The sequence below is a fragment of the Naumannella halotolerans genome (assembly GCF_004364645.1).
GTDB classification, from domain to species: Bacteria; Actinomycetota; Actinomycetes; order Propionibacteriales; family Propionibacteriaceae; genus Naumannella; species Naumannella halotolerans.
In genome coordinates this window covers 1,302,851-1,319,837 of record NZ_SOAW01000001.1, presented here as the reverse complement: position 1 = coordinate 1,319,837, position 16,987 = coordinate 1,302,851, and the positions used below count along the sequence as shown (strand labels likewise).

15 protein-coding genes and 2 pseudogenes are annotated in these 16,987 nt (G+C 69.1%); 11 read left to right on the top strand and 6 right to left on the bottom strand.

Annotated elements, in window-relative coordinates; all coding sequences use genetic code 11:
* The first annotated feature begins 12 nt into the window (after positions 1-12).
* The 11 genes and pseudogenes from CLV29_RS06115 (at position 13) to CLV29_RS06070 (ending at position 9,935) form a co-directional block, all read left to right on the top strand.
* Positions 13-795, top strand: a complete 783-nt coding sequence (locus CLV29_RS06115; RefSeq protein ID WP_133754090.1) for an electron transfer flavoprotein subunit beta/FixA family protein — start codon at positions 13-15, stop codon at positions 793-795.
* Positions 796-821: 26 nt separating this feature from the next.
* Complete coding sequence (locus tag CLV29_RS06110) at positions 822-1,769, top strand: electron transfer flavoprotein subunit alpha/FixB family protein (protein WP_133754089.1); 948 nt, start codon at positions 822-824, stop codon at positions 1,767-1,769.
* Between the two features lie 142 nt (positions 1,770-1,911).
* Complete coding sequence (locus tag CLV29_RS06105) at positions 1,912-3,072, top strand: cysteine desulfurase family protein (RefSeq protein ID WP_243831758.1); 1,161 nt, start codon at positions 1,912-1,914, stop codon at positions 3,070-3,072.
* 185 nt (positions 3,073-3,257) lie between these two features.
* Positions 3,258-4,271 carry a LacI family DNA-binding transcriptional regulator gene (locus CLV29_RS06100; protein WP_133754087.1) on the top strand — a complete coding sequence of 338 codons (1,014 nt, stop codon included), beginning with the start codon at positions 3,258-3,260 and terminating at the stop codon, positions 4,269-4,271.
* 175 nt (positions 4,272-4,446) lie between these two features.
* A complete protein-coding gene (locus CLV29_RS06095; protein ID WP_133755070.1) occupies positions 4,447-5,181 on the top strand; it encodes an L-ribulose-5-phosphate 4-epimerase in 735 nt (244 codons plus the stop codon).
* A gap of 33 nt (positions 5,182-5,214) precedes the next feature.
* Positions 5,215-5,523 (top strand): annotated as a pseudogene (locus tag CLV29_RS17195) (FGGY family carbohydrate kinase); the annotation flags it as partial.
* Positions 5,489-6,172: pseudogene (locus CLV29_RS16725) on the top strand (PLP-dependent cysteine synthase family protein); the annotation flags it as partial. The pseudogenes CLV29_RS17195 and CLV29_RS16725, both read left to right, overlap by 35 nt.
* A gap of 124 nt (positions 6,173-6,296) precedes the next feature.
* A complete protein-coding gene (locus tag CLV29_RS16720; protein ID WP_243831756.1) occupies positions 6,297-6,935 on the top strand; it encodes a hypothetical protein in 639 nt (212 codons plus the stop codon).
* A complete protein-coding gene (locus tag CLV29_RS06080; RefSeq protein ID WP_133754086.1) occupies positions 6,928-7,773 on the top strand; it encodes a GNAT family N-acetyltransferase in 846 nt (281 codons plus the stop codon). Before CLV29_RS16720 ends, CLV29_RS06080 begins: the two co-directional genes overlap by 8 nt.
* Positions 7,774-7,875: 102 nt before the next feature.
* Positions 7,876-8,952, top strand: a complete 1,077-nt coding sequence (gene mnmA, locus CLV29_RS06075; RefSeq protein WP_133754085.1) for a tRNA 2-thiouridine(34) synthase MnmA — start codon at positions 7,876-7,878, stop codon at positions 8,950-8,952.
* Entirely contained in the window at positions 8,952-9,935 is a 984-nt protein-coding gene (locus tag CLV29_RS06070) for a uroporphyrinogen decarboxylase/cobalamine-independent methonine synthase family protein (RefSeq protein WP_133754084.1), read from the top strand. The genes mnmA and CLV29_RS06070 overlap by 1 nt, the downstream gene beginning before the upstream one ends.
* Positions 9,936-9,968: 33 nt before the next feature.
* On the opposite strand, the gene CLV29_RS16975 is transcribed toward CLV29_RS06070, so the two are convergent.
* Genes CLV29_RS16975 through allB form a run of 6 tightly spaced genes read right to left on the bottom strand, consistent with a single transcriptional unit; the run spans position 9,969 to position 16,915 of the window.
* On the bottom strand, positions 9,969-10,103 hold the full coding sequence (locus CLV29_RS16975; protein ID WP_279586454.1) for a hypothetical protein: 135 nt from the start codon (positions 10,101-10,103) through the stop codon (positions 9,969-9,971).
* Positions 10,104-10,160: 57 nt separating this feature from the next.
* On the bottom strand, positions 10,161-11,519 hold the full coding sequence (locus CLV29_RS06065) for a Zn-dependent hydrolase (protein WP_208292775.1): 1,359 nt from the start codon (positions 11,517-11,519) through the stop codon (positions 10,161-10,163).
* A 5-nt stretch (positions 11,520-11,524) separates the two neighbouring features.
* Positions 11,525-12,778 carry a pyridoxal-phosphate-dependent aminotransferase family protein gene (locus tag CLV29_RS06060; RefSeq protein ID WP_243831755.1) on the bottom strand — a complete coding sequence of 418 codons (1,254 nt, stop codon included), beginning with the start codon at positions 12,776-12,778 and terminating at the stop codon, positions 11,525-11,527.
* Positions 12,775-14,379, bottom strand: coding sequence for an AtzH-like domain-containing protein (locus CLV29_RS06055; RefSeq protein ID WP_133754083.1), 1,605 nt, complete (start codon positions 14,377-14,379; stop codon positions 12,775-12,777). Before CLV29_RS06055 ends, CLV29_RS06060 begins: the two co-directional genes overlap by 4 nt.
* The gene (locus tag CLV29_RS06050; protein ID WP_133754082.1) at positions 14,376-15,557 is read right to left on the bottom strand and encodes an acetamidase/formamidase family protein; all 1,182 of its coding nucleotides are present in this window, start codon (positions 15,555-15,557) and stop codon (positions 14,376-14,378) included. Before CLV29_RS06050 ends, CLV29_RS06055 begins: the two co-directional genes overlap by 4 nt.
* Positions 15,554-16,915 carry an allantoinase AllB gene (gene allB, locus CLV29_RS06045; protein ID WP_133754081.1) on the bottom strand — a complete coding sequence of 454 codons (1,362 nt, stop codon included), beginning with the start codon at positions 16,913-16,915 and terminating at the stop codon, positions 15,554-15,556. Before allB ends, CLV29_RS06050 begins: the two co-directional genes overlap by 4 nt.
* Positions 16,916-16,987 lie beyond the last annotated feature (72 nt).

Genomic DNA, 16,987 nt, shown 5'->3' with positions numbered 1-16,987 from the left:
GAGTGGAGAGATATGAAGATCGTTGCACTGGTGAAGTACGTTCCCGATGCGACCGGTGATCGTGAGTTCGATGACGACGGCACCGTGGATCGCGAAGGGTCCGACGGCATCCTTTCCGAGCTCGACGAGTACGCCATCGAGCAGTCCCTGCAGATCGCCGATGAGGGCGATGATGTGGAGGTCGTGGCGCTGACGGTGGGCCCGGACGATGCTGCCGATGCCATCAAGAAGGCGCTGCAGATGGGCGCGAACTCCGGGGTGCATGTCCTCGATGATGCGATCCACGGTTCGGACGCCCTGGCCACCTCGGCCATCCTGGCCGCCGCGATCAGCCAGATCGAGCCCGATCTGGTGATCACCGGTATGGCTTCGACCGATGGCGTGATGGGCGTGATTCCGGTGATGGTCGCCGAGCGTCTCGGCTGGCCGGCGGCCACCTTGGCCAACGAACTGAGCGTCGAGGGTGACAAGGTCTCGATCCGGCGGGAGGGCGATGTCACCAGCCAGCGGATCGAGGCATCGTTGCCGGCCGTGGTCAGCGTCACCGACCAGAGCGGTGAGGCCCGCTACCCCTCGATGAAGGGGATCATGGCGGCGAAGCGCAAGCCGGTCGAGGAATGGGACCTGGAGGACCTGGAACTCGATGAGGACGGCGTCGGTTTCGAGGCAGCCCGGACCCGGGTCGTCGAGACCAGGGAGCGGCCGCCGAAGGAGGCCGGCAAGGTGATCACCGATGAGGACGGCAGCGGTGCGACCGCGTTGACCGAATTTCTCGTGGCCGGCAAGTACCTCTGAGACGACGATCGGAACTGGAGAACGAGATGAGTGAAATCCTGGTGGTCGTCGAGGCGGCCGACGGAACGGTGGGCAAGCCCACCTTCGAACTGCTGACCCTGGCCCGGCGGGTCGGAGAACCGGTCACGGTGGTCTTCGGCAGCGATGCCGCCACCTTGGCCCCGCAACTGGCTGCCTACGGTGCGACCAGGACCCTGCAGGTCGCCGACCCGGCGATCGGGGAGTACCTGGTCGGCCCGAAGGTCGATGCGCTGGCCGAACTCGCCGGTGACGACATTCCGGTGCTGTTGGCCTCCACTCCGGAGAACAAGGAGATCGCCGGTCGGCTGGCGGTCCGTCGCGACAGTGGCCTGATCACCGACGCGGTGGACCTGAACGCCGGTGAGGACGGTATCGCCACCACCCAGTCGGTCTTCGCCGGGAACTGGACCGTGGATGCCGAGGCCGGTCCGAATCCGGTGATCACGGTGAAGGCGAACTCGATCGCACCGGAGCAGGCTGCGGGCTCCGATGCCGTCGAGGAGGTGTCGGTGACGATCTCCGATGCGGCAAAGACGGCCCGGATCGTCTCGTCGGAGGAGAAGCCCCCGACCGGTCGCCCGGAATTGGGTGAGGCCGCGATCGTCGTCTCCGGCGGTCGGGGTACGGGTGGCAACTTCGAGGAGGTGGAGGCCTTCGCCGACGCCCTGGGCGCGGCTGTCGGCGCCTCCCGGGCAGCGGTGGATTCCGGCTGGTACCCGCACAACTTCCAGGTGGGACAGACCGGCAAGACCGTCTCCCCGCAGCTGTACGTGGCCGCCGGTATCTCCGGCGCGATCCAGCACCGCGCCGGTATGCAGACCTCGAAGGCGATCGTGGTGGTCAACAAGGACCCCGATGCACCGATCTTCGAACTGGCCGATCTGGGCATCGTGGGCGATCTGCACACGGTGCTGCCGGCGGCGACCGAACAGGTCAAGCAGGCCAAGGGCTGATCCGGCTCGACTGGCGAAGGCGGTCTCCCCTCGGGGAGGCCGCCTTTCGTCGTTCTCGGCCCTCGGGGCTGCGGGTTCTCGGGGTACGGCAGGCGTATCTTGTCCGACATGGCCGACTCCCAGCTCAGTGACGGAGGGACCCGTGGTGAATGAGACCGGTGTCCGCAGCTATCTGGATCACGCCGCATCCTCGCCCATGCGCCCGGAGGCGATCGAGGCGATGGCGCGCGAGCTCGGCCAACCGGGCAATCCGTCGTCCACCCACGCGGCCGGCCGGCGCGCCCGCAAGGCATTGGAGGAGGCCCGCGAGTCGATCGCTGCCGATCTCGGTGCACAACCCTCGGAGGTGATCTTCACCTCCGGCGGCACCGAGGCCGACAATCTGGCGGTGAAGGGTTCGTGGCTGGCCCGCCGGACGGGCCCAGCCGCACGGAACGGGATCGTCACCTCGACGGTGGAGCATCCCGCCGTGAGCAAGGCGGCGGCCGCCGCCGTCGCCGAGGGGGCCGAACTGGTGGAAGTGGGTGTCGATGCCCGGGGCCGGGTCGATCTCGGTGAGGTGGCCGATGTCCTCAGCGAGCGGATCGCCGTGCTGTCGATCCAGTGGGCGAACGGGGAGACGGGGGTGGGTCAGCCGGTCCCCGAACTGGCGGCACTGGCCGCGGGTCACGACATCTGGTTCCACACCGACGCGGTGCAGGCACTCTCCTCGCTGCCGGTGGACTTCGCCGCGGCGGGCGCGGACCTGATGAGTGTCACCGCGCACAAGATCGGCGGCCCGGTCGGTGTCGGCGCACTGATCGCCAGGAAGACCGTCTCGCCGGCCGCGCTCGGTTTCGGCGGTGCCCAGGAGCGGGATCTGCGCTCCGGTACGGTGCCGGTCGCCCTCGCGCTCGGTTTCGCCGCGGCCCTGCGGGCCACGGTCTCCGGACGGCAGCTGGCCGCCCGCGGTTACGAGCAGCACCGCCGACGGATCGTCGACCTCGTGCGCCGCATCGACGGGGCCAGGCTGAACGGTGTGGCCGAGGGCCCGGCGTCGACGATCAACCTGAGTTTCAGCGGGTTGCGTTCGGATGATCTGCTGCTGTTGCTCGACGCCGAGGGGATCGACGTCAGTGCGGGTTCGGCCTGCAGTGCCGGGGTCGCGCGCCCCAGCGCGGTGTTGGTGGCCATGGGATTGTCGGAGCAGCTGGCATCGGGGGCGCTACGGATCTCCTTCGGTCACAGCACCACCGATGCCGATGTGGATCGGCTGCTGGCGGTCCTGCCCGATGCGGTACGCCGAGCGCGGGCCGCCTACTGACCCGACCTGCCCGGCCGCCGCGGCAGGAGCGCGGCAGCGCAACACCGGAGAATCCCTGGGGTGGTCGTCGTCTCGATCCGAGTCCGATCGGTGGTGCCGCGCGCCCACCACGGCCTGCCGGTTACGATGCACGTCGCCAGTACAGGGTTCCGATCACCGGGTCGATCGGCGAAGGGAGTGGGACGGTGTCCGATCAGAACGGTTCGACCGAGCGGCACGCCAACATCTACGACGTCGCCAACCTCGCGGGAGTGTCCCACATGACGGTCTCCCGGGTGCTCAACGGCCATCCGAACATTCGCGAGTCCACCCGTGAACGCGTCGAGGCTGCCATCAGCGAACTGGCCTACACACGCAGTTCGGCCGCCCGCGCCCTGGTCACCCGGCGGGTGATGCGCATTGGCGTCCTGGTCGACCGGGCGGTCGAGTACGGACCGAGTTCGACCCTGCGGGGGATCGAGCGGGCGGCTCGTGAGGACGGGTACGCGGTGATCACGACCTCCGGGGACGACGGACCCGAGCGGGGGATCGAGCGGTTGCACGCACAAGGCGTGGATGCGATCTGCATCATCTCTCCGCGGGTCTCCTCGCTGCCGATGGTCAGCCGGTCGTTGCGGGTGCCGAGCGTGATCATCCAGACCGAACCCATCCCCGGTTCTCATTGCGTGGCTGTGGATCAGCTGGCCGGGGCGCGGGCTGCCGTCGAGCATCTGCAGGGCCTGGGGCATGAGCGGATCCTGCACCTCGCGGGTCCCGACGACTGGTTCGAGTCCCGGCTCCGGCGCGAGGTCTGGGCGCAGGCCGTAGGAGGGCGACTGGCCGCCGAACTGGCGGCCGAGGGGGACTGGGGGGCCGACAGCGGCTACACGGTCGGTCGATCCGATCCGCGGATCGACGAGGTGACGGCCGTCTTCGCGGCCAATGATCAGATGGCTCTGGGGTTGATGCACGGTCTGGCCGACCGGGGCCTGCGGGTGCCGGACGACATCAGTGTGGTGGGTTTCGACGACCTCCCCGAGTCCGCGCACTATCTGCCGCCGCTGACCACTGTGCGGCAGGACTTCGACCTGGTCGGGGCGCGGGCGGTCGAGATGTTGCTCCACCTGGTCCGGACCGAGCGCGAGGCGGCGCCCGGTCCCCGGACGGCGGTGCTGGTCGAACCCGAGTTGGTCGTTCGCCGATCGACCGCAGCACGCTGAATCCGCGACCCGACCGCCGAACGACGGTGCCGAAGAGCACAGCCCCCCGGTCTTGTTAGCGCGAACAATCTTCGGCATACTGCAACTGCAGGGACCTCGCCGGACAGGTGAGGGACGTGTTGCGGCGCCGCGGCCACCCCGCCGACGGCGCGACCGATCGACGGGAAGTGGAATGATGCAGCGTTCGGATCCAGCACGGGCATTCGATGCCCCGCCGAGTGAGGCCGATCTCGCCGAGATCCGTGCCGAGGTCGCCCGGCTCCACGGCGAACTCACGCGGTACCGACTGGTGGTGTGGACCGGTGGGAACATCTCCGGACGGGTTCCGGGCACCGACTACTTCGTGATCAAGCCCTCCGGTGTCTCCTACGACGAGCTCGGTCCCGAGGACATGGTTCTGTGCGACCTCGACGGGCAGGTCGTACCCGGCTCGTTCGGGTCCCACCGGGCGGCCTCCAGTGACACCGCCGCCCACGCCTATGTCTACCGGCACATGCCCGAGGTCGGTGGTGTCGTGCACACCCACTCGACCTATGCCGTCGCCTGGGCGGCTCGGGGTGAGGAGATTCCCTGTGTGCTCACGGCCATGGCCGACGAGTTCGGTGGGCCGATCCCGGTGGGCCCGTTCGCGGTCATCGGCGACGACTCGATCGGCCGCGGCATCGTGCAGACCCTGCGCGGTTCACGGAGCCGGGCCGTGTTGATGCAGAACCACGGCCCCTTCACCATCGGTTCCTCCGCCCGCGACGCGGTGAAGGCGGCGGTGATGTGTGAGGACGTGGGCAGGACCGTGCACCATGCGCGAGAGGGCGGGGAGCTGATCCCGATCCCGCAGGACCGGATCGATGCCCTCTTCGATCGCTACCAGAACGTCTACGGACAGTCCGATCAGCAGGACGAACCCCGGTGAGTCCCACGGAAGTGATCACCGCCCGGGTCGGCGGTGGTCGGTATCGAGTTGGGTTCGACCCGGATCAAGGCCTGCCTGATCGACCCGCAGCATCCCGACGAGGTGCTCGCGACCGACAGCCAGGCATGGGAGAACGACTACCGCGAGCAGACCTGGACCTACTCCGAGACGGCGATCTGGTCCGGGCTGCAGGCAGCCTTCACCGACCTGCTGGGTGACACCGAGGAGCGGTACGGCGCCCGGCCGACCGCCCTGGCCGGGGTGGGGATCTCGGCGATGATGCACGGCTATCTCGCCTTCGACGACGATGATCGACTTCTGGTCCCGTTCCGGACCTGGCGCAACACCAGCACCGGTCCGGTACGAATCCCTGGCCGACGCAGTCGGTCGTACCCCGCTGATCCGGTTGAACCGGGCCGGCCGGCACCTGCCACCGACCATTTACGTGAAACCCGAATGGTGGAACCCCGGCGGCAGCAGCAAGGACCGAGCAGCCCTGTCCATGATCCGGGAGGCCGAGGCCGACGGGCTGCTGCGGCCCGGCGGGACCGTGGTCGAACTGACCAGCGGCAACACTGGGATCGGACTCTCGCTGCTCGCAGCACAGCTGGGCTACCGGGCGGTGATCTTCGCCAGCTCGACCATCTCGGTCGAGAAGCGGCGCCAGATCACCGCCTACGGTGCGCAACTGCGGCTGATCGACAACTTCGTCCCCCGGGATCATCCCGACAGCCTGCGCTCCCATGCCGAACGGTACGTGGCGCAGACGCCGGGTGCGTGGTTCGCCGGCCAGTACGACAACGAGGCCAATCCGCAGGCCCATCTGCACACCACCGGACCGGAGATCTGGGCCGACACCGAGGGTCGGATCACCCATCTGGTGGCGACCGTCGGCACCGGCGGGACCATCAGCGGCACCGGTCGTCACCTGAAACAGGTCTCCGGTGAGCGGGTACGGGTGATCGGCGCCGATCCGCTGACCTCGACCTACGGCGGTGGCGACGGCAGCCACAAGCACATCGAGGGAACCGGCCACTTCGTCCATCCCGAGGCCGCCGTCGACACCTGGCCGCGCTGTCTGGACACCGAGGTGGTCGACGAGTGGCGGCGGATCGATGACCAAACGGGCGATCGATGCCATCCGCACCCTCGCCCGGACCGAGGGCATCCTCGCCGGCGGCTCGTCGGGTGTGGCGCTGGCGGCCGCCTTCGAACTGGCCGCCGAACTGACCGCACAGGATGTGCTGGTGGTCGTCCTGCCCGACTCCGGACGCTCCTACCTGTCGACCTACTTCGACGACGACTGGTTGGCCGCGGCGGGGTTCGACGCCGGCGCGGGCGAGCCGACCGACGACGCCCCGACCGTGGGCGGGCAGGCAACGCCGATCACCTGGCTGGATGCCGAGGAACGGGTGGGCGCGGCGCAGCAGCAGTTGCTGGCCCGACCGGGGTCGGTGGGGCTGCTGGTGCACCGGCGCGCCCACCGCGATCTGCCGCCGCATCCGAGTGAGGTGATCGGCGCGGTGAGCGCCCATCGGCTGAGCGGGCTGGGCGGCGACCTGCCGGCTGCCCTGGTGAGCGAGCCGGTGACCCGCCGGGCCGGGGTGGGCGAGCGGTCTGCCCGCACCGCTGCACGGCTGGCGGGCTTCGACGGACCCGACCGGTGGGCACTTGTCCTCGACCAGGGCCGGGTGGTGGCGGTACCGGCCCTGGAGAGGTTGAACGACGCACAGAAGGAGACGACACATGGCTGAGATCCCGACCATCGGCGACCGCGGCACCGAGCTGGCCACCGAATCCATCGCCGAGCCGGGGGAGTTCGCCGAGCCGGGGGAGTTCGCCGAACCACTGGATCCCGTACCCGACTTCGCCGCCGGTACGGTCCCGGCACTGGACAACCCAGCCTGGTCGGCGTTGACCGGTCGCCACGCCGGACTGGCCCAGGCCCACCGCAATGCCCGCCGGTACCTGCCCGAGGTCTCCGGCTTCGGCGGGGTCGCCGACTGGGAGGCGCCGTCGGTCTTCGCCGACATCGCCGGACTGGTGGGGCCCGGGGGACTCTTCCCGTATCGCGATGTCGCGATGGTGCTTCCGCCGGGGTGGGAGGTCGAGTCCCGCGGTGACGGTGTGCAACTGGTCGAGACACCGGCGCTGGCACCCGAACGCGGCCCCGGGATCGTGCAACTGCAGCCCGCCGACGTACCGGAGATGCTGGATCTGGTCGCCCGCACCGAACCCGGGCCGTTCTTCGAACGGACCATCGAACTCGGCAGCTACCTCGGGATCCGGTATCGCGGGCGGCTGGTCGCCATGGCCGGGGAACGCCTGAAACCGGACGGCTGGACCGAGATCAGTGCCGTCTGCACCGACCCCGAGCACCGTGGACGAGGACTGGCGAGCCGGTTGGTGCTGGCGGTCGCCGCCGGTATCCAGGCCCGGGGCGACCGGGCCCTGATGCACGCCTCGGCGGCCAACCACAATGCCATCCGGCTCTATCGCAAACTGGGATTCGCGCTGCGCCGTCGGACCATCTTCGGCGCCATCCGGGTGCCCCTCGAGCTCACCGAGCAGACCTTGCGGCTGGATCGCTGAGCCGCGGCGGATCGGCCGATCCCGTCCGAGCCATTAGACTCGTGACCTGCTGCCGGTCCCTCCCGCCCGGCGGTCCGGCAGACGAGGATGAGGAGAATCGGAATGAAGGTGCTGGCAGCCATGTCCGGCGGAGTCGATTCCGCCGTCGCGGCAGCCCGGATGGTCGACGCCGGCCATCAGGTCACCGGTGTGCACCTGGCCTTGTCGAAGAATCCCCAGTCGTTTCGTACCGGCGCCCGCGGGTGTTGCTCGATCGAGGACTCCGGTGACGCCCGCCGGGCGGCCGATGTGCTCGGGATTCCCTACTACGTCTGGGATCTGTCCGATCGGTTCACCGAGGACGTGGTCGATGACTTCGTCGCCGAGTACGCCGCCGGCCGGACCCCGAATCCGTGTCTGAAGTGCAACGAGAAGATCAAGTTCGCAGCCGTCCTGGAGCGCGCACTGGCACTCGGTTTCGACGCTGTCTGCACCGGTCACTACGCCCGGTTGACGACCACCGGTGAGCGGGTGGAGATGTATCGGGCCAAGGACCCGGACAAGGACCAGTCCTATGTCCTGGGCGTGCTCAGCCAGGAGCAGTTGCGGCACTCGCTGTTCCCGCTGGGCGACTCGCTGAAGTCCGAGGTACGCGCCGAAGCAGCCCGGCGTGGCCTGCTGGTGGCCGACAAGCCCGACTCCCACGACATCTGCTTCATCGCCGACGGTGACACCAAGGGATTCCTGGACAGGCATCTCGGCGCCAGGACCGGTGAGGTGCGTGACACCGACGGTACGGTCCTCGGCCGCCACGAAGGGTCGCACGGGTTCACCATCGGCCAGCGCAAGGGGCTGAAACTCGGCGTACCCGCTGCCGACGGGAAGCCCCGCTACGTGCTGGACATCTCACCGGTGACCAACACCGTCACCGTCGGGCCGCGCGAAGCCCTGCAGGTCTCCCGGATCGACGGCATCCGACCGACCTGGACCGGTGAGTCGCTGCAACTGCAGCAGTGGCCGGCGATGGTCCAGTTCCGTGCCCACGGGCGTCCGCTGCCGGCCCGGGTGAGCACCGACACGGGCCAGGACATCCGAGTCGACCTGGGCGAGCAGGCGACCGGTGTCGCACCCGGCCAGGCAGTCGTGATCTATGACGGCGACCGGGTGATCGGATCGGCCACGATCAGCTCTGCTGCCTGATGCGGCCACGCTGGGGCCAGCTCGGATCATTGCCCGGTGAGGATTTCGCCGCCGCCTCCCGGATGGCGCTGTCCGAGACCCCCGATCCCACCCATGTGCCGGAACTTCCCGATCGGGGCGCCCCGGCGGAGATGATCGGCCGGACCACGGCGGTGCTGGCAGAGCTGGGGCTGGACCTGCAGCCCTCGGGTTGGCGGATCGCCGGTGGCTCGGGCATCGACCACCGTCGAGCGAGAACCCTGCTCCGCAACGACCTGGAGATCTTCGAAGAGGCTGCCCAGGGCTTCACCGGTGAGGCCCTCATCTCCTTCGCCGGGCCGTGGACCATGGCCGCCTCGGTGGAGCTCCCGCGCGGGAACAAGCTGCTCTCCGACGCCGGCGCCCGCCGGGACCTGGCGCAGTCGCTGACTGCCGGCATCGCCGAACTGCTGGCCGAGCTGGCGCGGCGGCTGCCGCAGGTGAGATGGCGGTTGCAACTCGACGAGCCGATGCTGCCTGCGGTGCTCACCGGAGCCGTACCCACCGCCAGCGGGTACGACCGCTACCGCGCGGTCCCCGAGCCGGACGCGGCGCAGGTGCTGCAGGAACTGTTCGCCGCGATGGCCCCGGTCTCGACCATGGTGCACTGCTGCGCCCCACGCTTCCCCTGGGCCGCGCTGGCCGGGGCCGATGCGGTGGCACTGGATGCCGGCCGGCTGACCGCCGCCGACCTGGATCGGGTGGCCGGGTGGTTGGAAACCGGCAAGGAACTGCAACTGGGGATCGCCGACACCTCGGTACCGGACCGGTTGCCGAGCGTTGACGGGTTGGTCGGCCGGACCCTGGAGCTGCTGCGGCCGCTGGAACTGGGTGCGGTCGCGACCCGGGAACTGGTGCTCACCCCGGCCTGCGGACTGGCCACCTGGTCCCCGGCGGTGGCCGCCGAACTGCTTCGGCGACTGGCCCGCAGTTGCGGACCAGTCGCCGAGGAGTTGAGTCGCTGAACGGCGAAAGGATCGCCGAACCGAGTGGTCCGCTCAGGACTTCTTGCGCGACTTGGACAGAAAATCCTTGATCTTCTGCTGGTTCTCCGGCTTGCGGAGCTCACGCTCGGCCACCTGGATCACCTTGGCAACAACGGCGGTCTTGACAAGTCCCTTGATGAATCGCATGGGGTCAAGCCTAACGGCAACCCAATCCGAATCCAGCCGCTCAGGGGTGGATCAGGGTCAGCGCCGCAGCGCGCTCTCGGCAGCCAGGTGCAGCACCGACTCGGCCAGGGCCTGGATTCCCAGAGCCACATCGGCGGTGCTGACGCTCTCGTCGGGGTGGTGGGAGATGCCATCGGGGTTGCGCAGGAAGAGCATCCCGACATCGGTGATCGCACCGATCGACATCCCGTCGTGACCGGCCCGGCTGAACAGCGTCGCCGGTTCCTCGGCCCCGGGGCTCAGCGTGCTCCTGATCCCCTCGGCGATCACGTCCCGGAACAGCGGGGCGCACATCACCGCCGGTGCGTTGTGCACCTCCAGCGCCCGCCAGCGCAGACCGCGACGGGCGGTGATCATGTCCAACTCGCCGGTGATCTGCTGCCACACCTGGTCGCGATGGTCGTCGAACTCCCCACGCAGATCGAGGCTGAACCGGGTCTCCCCGGGAATCACGTTCACCGAACCCGGGAAGGCCTCGAACTGCCCGACGGTGCCGATGATGTGGTGTTCTGCGCGGCAGATCTGCTCCACCGCCAGCGCTGCCTCGCTGGCCCCCAGCAGCGCGTCGTGACGCATGTCGTAGGGCGTACCCCCGGCATGTCGTGCCTCACCGGAGACCACCAGCTGGAACCGCCGGGCGCTGGCGATGGAGGAGACGACGGCCAGTGACTCACCACGCCGATCGAGTTCGGGACCCTGCTCGATGTGTGCTTCGAGATAGCCGACGACGTCGCGTGGGGAGCGCGCTGCCTCGTCGACCCGGCCCGGATCCAGGCCGAACTCCAAGAACGCCTGCCGCAGGGTGATCCCGTCGGCATCGGTCAGCGACCACCAGTCATCGGCCCAGGTGCCGGCGACCGCGGAGGAGCCGAGCAGTGCCTTGCCGAATCGGGTGCCCTCCTCGTCGGAGAAGGCGATCACCTCGATGGCGAAGGGGAAGGGGGAGCGGGGCGTACCGTCCGGACCGGGTACGGCCAGCAGCCGTACCACCTCCAGGGCGATCAACACACCGGCGATGCCGTCGTAGCGGCCGGCATCCAGCACCGTGTCCAGATGTGAACCGAGCACCAGCGCCGGTGTCTCGTTGTGCCGCCGGGGAGGCTCGAAACCGGCTGCCGCACCGCCGCGGGCCGGGGAGTCCAGGACATCCAGCCGGCCGACCTGGTTCCCGGCGGCGTCCTGCCAGGTGCGCATACCGACCTCCCGCATCCAGCGGGAGGCGAGCCGGTTCACCCGCGCATGTTCCGGTGAGAGATAGACCCGGGCGATCCGATCACTGTCGGCACTCACCTTGGCGAGGTCGTCACAGCGGGTCATCACCCGTCGCGCGGCCAGGGCGATCTCCTCGGCGGAGGCATCGAGTCGTGGGTCACCCACCAGGCTCAGGCCTCCTTTGAGGTCGGGCCGAAGGCAGCCGAGGCTGCCTCCAGGGCGGCGTCGACGCGGGCCGGGAACCCGGCCTGGGAGAGCACGGCGCCGAGGGCGGACAAGGTGGTCAGGACGGCATCGAGTCGGGCGTTGTAACCCATGGTGCCGATTCGCCAGACCAAACCGTGCAGGGGTCCGAAGGAGGTGCCGATCTCGATCCCGAAGTCGGTCAGCAGGCGCGCACGAATCGGATCCCCGGGCACGCCGTCGGGGATCCGGACGGCGACGACATTGTTCATCTTGTGCGCCACATCGCCGAACACCTGCAGTCCCAGGGCGCGCACACCGTCCAGCATCGCCGCGCCGGCGCGGGCGTGACGGTCGATCACCGCCTGCCTGCCCTCGAGCAGCAGCAGACGGGCGCATTCCCTTGCCCCGTAGAGCATCGAGGTCGCCTCGGTGTGGTGGTTCAACCGTCGGGGACCCCAGTAGTCCATGATCATTGCGAGGTCGAAGTAGTTGGAGCGGATGAAGTCGCTGGCATCGGGATCCCCGTCCTCACGGATGCCTACCTCCACCCGCCCACGGGAGCGGATGACTTCGACCGCCTTCTCCGACAGGGTGATCGGCGACGAACCCGAGGGCCCGCCCAGGCACTTCTGCAAGCCCGCCGTGGCCGCATCCAGCCCCCAGGCGTCGGCGGCGAAGTCGTTACCGCCCACCGACGCCGTGGCATCGGTGTAGAACAGCACGCCGTGGCGTTCGCAGATGGCGCCGATCTCGTCCAACGGCTGGTTCATCGTGGTCGAGGTGTCACCTTGCACCAGCGCGAGCAGCTTCGGACGGGTGGCGATGATCGCCTGCTCGATCGCCGAGGGGGTGAACACCTGTCCCCACTCGGTCTCGATCGTGTGCACCTGAGCCATCGCCCGCTCGGCGATCTCGGCCAGCAGGTGACCGAATCGGCCGAAGACCGGCACCAGCACCTTCTCCCCGGGACGGATCAGCGAGACCAGGGCTGCCTCGATGCCGGCTCGCGACGTCCCGTCGACCAGCATCGTGGCCTGATTGGTCGTGTCCCAGACCGCGCGGTACAACTCCTGGGTCTGCGCCATCGCCTCGGTCATGAACGGGTCGTACTGGCCGACCAGGGGTGCCGACATCGCCCGCAGGACGCTCGGATAGGCAGAGATCGGTCCCGGCCCCATCAGCAACCGCGGGGGTGGATCGATCGGCCCCGGAATCGAGGAGGTCCGCAGATCGGTCATGACGTCCTTTCGTGGTCGGGGGCGAGCCGGTCGGCCAACTGCAGTCCCAGTCGTACCAGAGCGGCGTCGCTTCCCGGTGTCGATATCACGCACGCACCGACCGGGGCCGGTCCCAGCTGGGAGTCGACGCTCAGCAGCGGGATCGACAGGGCAGGCAGCCCGCCGATCGCCGCCGGGGTGGTCATCCGCAAGGTGGCATGGCGTACCGCATCGACGCGGTCGCCCTTGGCGGTCCGCATCGGCGCCGGTCCCGGTACGGTCGGCATCCAGATCACCGTGTCGCCGACCAGGTCGCGCAATCGTGCCCGGAGTTCGCCCAGTTGTGCCCGGGCGTCGTCCTCGGTCTGTTCGCTGATCTTCGCCGCGGTGGCGAATCGTTCGGCGACGGCCGCTCCCAGCGCTCCGGGGTGGGCATCGACCCAGTCACCGTTGTTCCGCCAGGCCTCCGCCCCCTGGACCAGCCGGAACGGCTCGTAGTAGTCGTCGAGATCACCCAGTTCGACCTCGGTGACCTCTGCCCCGATCGCCTGCAGTCGTCCGGTCAGTTCCTCGAAGGCGCTGCGGGTGTCGGGTTCGGTGGCCGCCAGCACCTCGACCGGTACGGCGAAGCGCAACGTCAGGTCGAGGTCGGGGCTGGGGGTCTCGGTGATCGTCTCGTCGGAGTTCAGGCACCAGTCGACGACACGGGCCAGGACATCCCCGCGACGGGTCAGCCAGCCGACCGTGTCGAACGACTGCGCCAGGGGCAGCAGTCCCTGACGGGGGACCAGCCCGTGGGTGGTGCGCAGTCCCCACAGACCCTGGTAGGAAGCAGGTACCCGGATCGAGCCGGCGGTGTCGGTGGCCAGACCGATCTCCGCCTGACCGGTGGCCACCGCCGTGGCCACACCGCTGGACGAACCGCCGGGCAGGGCACCGGCGACGGCACCGTTCGGCGGGGTCCCGTAGTGGGCGTTGTCGCCGGCGATCGAGTAGGCGAACTCGTCGGTACGGGCGATACCGCGCAGCGAAGCTCCGCCCTGGATCAGGTCACCGACCGCGGGAGCCATCGTCTTCTCCGCCCGCGACTCGTTGAGGAAGGTCGGGTTGCCGGCCCCGATCCGGTAACCCTTGACCGCGAACAGGTCCTTCACCGCAACCGTCAGGCCGGCCAGCGGGCCCTCCCAGGCTCCTTGCCACAGGGGATCGCCGACCGATCGCCAGACCGAGCGGTCCAGCGCTTGGGCGCGGGGGGTGACATGGGCGGCGGTGATCAACCACTGCCCGTCGATCAGCTGCCAGACCTGGGTCTGCAGCCCGGTGCCGCCACCGTTGAATCGGGAGACCGAGATCAACAGCGCGACCCCGGGGCCCAGCTCGCGGTACTCCACGCGCTCGATCACGCGTGGCGGGACGCCGCCGCGGGTGCCGCGGAAGGCGCTGATCGCGTCGTGACCGACGAGCAGTCCGGCATTGTCCCCGCGCATCGAACCCGGGCCGGGCGCGAAGGCATCGTCGAGGGCATCGAGGTCGTTGATCATGATCGCCCGCTCGTAGGCGTCGAATGCCTGCAGCAGGTCCGCCGGAACTGCTTCGGCTCCGCGGATCGGGTGGTCGCTCATCGATCGCCTTCCTTCTCGGCTGGTGCCGGGTCCGCTGCGGCAGGGGGCGTCGGCTGGTCGAAATCGCTCTCCCGGATCCGGGCATGGACACCACAGACGATGTCGACCACCTGGGAGATGTCGAAGTCGGTGGCCGCCGAGAGATAGGCATAGGCGAGGTGTTCGTCCATACCCCAACGCGCCATGATCAGATCCAGGGCGGCCCGGACACATTTGCGCATCGCCAGGTTCAGGTCCGGATCCAGACCGGTCGGTACCAGCCATTCGTCGGTCCGGACCAGCGGGCCGCTGATCTGGCCGAACTCCTGTACCGCAGTGGCACGGTTGACCACGTCGAAGCGCAGGGTCGCCCGCAAGGACGCCTCCAGCGCAGTCAGCGCCACCTCACCGTCGCCCTGGGCGAAGTGCGGGTCACCGACATAGGCCAGCGCACCGTCGACCTGCACCGGCAGGAAGAGCACCGCTCCCTCGGTCAGGAGCTTGATGTCGATGTTGCCGCCGAAGGCGCCCGGCGGTACCGAATGCGGATGTTGATCACTGTCCACGGCCAACCCCATGGTGCCGAGGAAGGGGGCCAGGGCGAAGCTGACCTCGGCCGCGCCCCCCTCGCTCAGTGGCAGGCTGCCGAACAGCGCGCCACCGGATTCGATCACCGGGGTGAAGACACTGACGTTGTGCTCGGCACGGGGGAGCTCACCAACCAACGCACCCTTGCCGTGGCGGTTGGAGATCACGCCGTACGGCACCCGTGGCAGCAGCCGCTCCACGGTGATCTTGAGCAGGTCACCGGGCCGGGCCCCCTCGACCAGGATCGGTCCGGTCACCACATGCGGACCGTCGGCGATCGGATCGCGGGCGAGTTCGGCGGCGATGGCGATGGCATCGGTCAGCACCTGGTCGGCAGGCACACCGTGTCCGGTGAAGTAGGTCAGGGGGTCCTTGCCCTGGTCCTCCAGGACTCCCTCGTGACTGACGGTGTCGATGGTGACGCTCTGACCCGGTGCGATCCGCAGCACCGGCGAGTCGGTCCGGCATGGCAACCGCCCCCAGCTCACCGTGTCCGGTCCGGCCGGCAGGTAATGATCACCGTCGATCGGTCCCTGGCCGGGCTGCAGGATCTGCCCGATCGAGGATGCCGATCCGGACGCGGCCACCGGGGACTTCTGCGCCGGGGTCATACCGGGCTCTCCTTCGATGCGGCGGCCGGCGCCAGGAGGATCTCCCGGCCGTTGCGCTCCAGCACACCGTCGGTGTGGTCGTAGACCACCCGCCCGTGCAGGAGGGTCCGACTGACCAGGCCGGACAGTTTGGTTCCGTCCCACGGTGAGATCGGGTTGCGGTACTGCAACTCCTCGGCGTCGACGACGTAGTCGGTGTCGGGTTCGAAGATCGCCAGGTTGGCCGGGGCCCCCACCTCGATCACCCCCAGGCCGTGCAGATCGGCGACCATCGCCGGACCGGTGGTGAACAGCGGCAGCAGGCGTTCGAGGACGATGCCGCGTTCGCGGGCCGCGGTCCAGACCGCCGAGAATCCCGTCTGCAGTCCCGCGATCCCGCCCCAGGCCAGGCCGAAGTCACCGTCACCGAGATCCTTCAACTGCCGGGTCGAGGGAGAGTGGTCACTGACCACGGCGTCGATCGTGCCGTCCAGCAGTGCCTCCCAGAGCAGGTCGGCATTGTCCCCGCCGCGGATCGGTGGGCAGCACTTGAAGGCCGCGGCGCCGTCGGGCACCTCCTCGGCGAACAGCGTCAGGTAGTGCGGGCAGGTCTCCACGCTCAACCGGACACCGTCGGTCTTCGCCTGCCGGATCAGCGGCAGTGCCTCGGCGCTGGCCAGGTGGACGATGTGCACCCGGGCCCCGGTGCGGGAAGCGGCCTCGATCACCGTGCCGATCGCCGAGATCTCCGAGGAGTCGGGTCGCGAGTCCAGGAAGTCGGCGTAGACCCGGCCCAGTGGACCGGCCTGCGGCAGTTCGGCGGGATCCTCGGCATGCACGATCAAGGTGGCATCGATCTCGGCCAGTTCGGTCAGCGCGGCCAGTAGCTGATCTTGGTCCAGATGGCCGAACTCGTCGATCCCGGAGGGGGAGAGGAAGCACTTGAAGCCGACCACACCGGCCGCGGCGAGTTCGGACAGGTGTCCCAGATTCTCCGGCACCGCCCCACCCCAGTAGCCGACATCGGCGGCCAGCTTGCCGACCGCGGCCGCCCGCTTCACCGCCAGGGCCTGCGGCGTGGTGGTCACCGGTACGGAGTTGAGCGGCATGTCGACCACCGTGGTGATGCCGGCCGCGGCGGCTGCCGCGGTCCCGGTGGCGAAACCCTCCCACTCGGTACGTCCGGGCTCGTCGAGGTGGACGTGGGAGTCGACCAGACCGGGCAACAACACCGCAGTGGGGTCGAGCACCAGATCGGCCCCGGGGTCGAAGGGGGTGATCGCGGCGATCGTACCGTTCTCGATGACCACGGTGGCGGGGGAGAAGGTGCCGTTCAGGTACACCCTGGGGGCGGCGACCGAGGCAGGCGCGACATTCATGCCCCGACGCTACGAGATCCGCGTTTCGCCGGTGTTACCGGATCCGCCGCAGCGGTCCGTCATCGGTTCGGC

Bases quoted from the DNA above. Each gene is read 5' to 3' on its own strand.
- CLV29_RS06050 (WP_133754082.1), bottom strand. From the start codon at position 15,557: ATGACCCCGGCGCAGAAGTCCCCGGTGGCCGCGTCCGGATCGGCATCC.
- CLV29_RS06060 (WP_243831755.1), bottom strand. From the start codon at position 12,778: ATGACCGATCTGCGGACCTCCTCGATTCCGGGGCCGATCGATCCACCC.
- CLV29_RS06080 (WP_133754086.1), top strand. From the start codon at position 6,928: ATGGCTGAGATCCCGACCATCGGCGACCGCGGCACCGAGCTGGCCACC.
- CLV29_RS06115 (WP_133754090.1), top strand. From the start codon at position 13: ATGAAGATCGTTGCACTGGTGAAGTACGTTCCCGATGCGACCGGTGAT.
- CLV29_RS06070 (WP_133754084.1), top strand. From the start codon at position 8,952: ATGCGGCCACGCTGGGGCCAGCTCGGATCATTGCCCGGTGAGGATTTC.
- CLV29_RS16975 (WP_279586454.1), bottom strand. From the start codon at position 10,103: ATGCGATTCATCAAGGGACTTGTCAAGACCGCCGTTGTTGCCAAGGTG.
- mnmA (WP_133754085.1), top strand. From the start codon at position 7,876: ATGAAGGTGCTGGCAGCCATGTCCGGCGGAGTCGATTCCGCCGTCGCG.
- CLV29_RS06095 (WP_133755070.1), top strand. From the start codon at position 4,447: ATGCAGCGTTCGGATCCAGCACGGGCATTCGATGCCCCGCCGAGTGAG.
- CLV29_RS06055 (WP_133754083.1), bottom strand. From the start codon at position 14,379: ATGAGCGACCACCCGATCCGCGGAGCCGAAGCAGTTCCGGCGGACCTG.
- CLV29_RS06110 (WP_133754089.1), top strand. From the start codon at position 822: ATGAGTGAAATCCTGGTGGTCGTCGAGGCGGCCGACGGAACGGTGGGC.
- allB (WP_133754081.1), bottom strand. From the start codon at position 16,915: ATGAATGTCGCGCCTGCCTCGGTCGCCGCCCCCAGGGTGTACCTGAAC.
- CLV29_RS16720 (WP_243831756.1), top strand. From the start codon at position 6,297: ATGACCAAACGGGCGATCGATGCCATCCGCACCCTCGCCCGGACCGAG.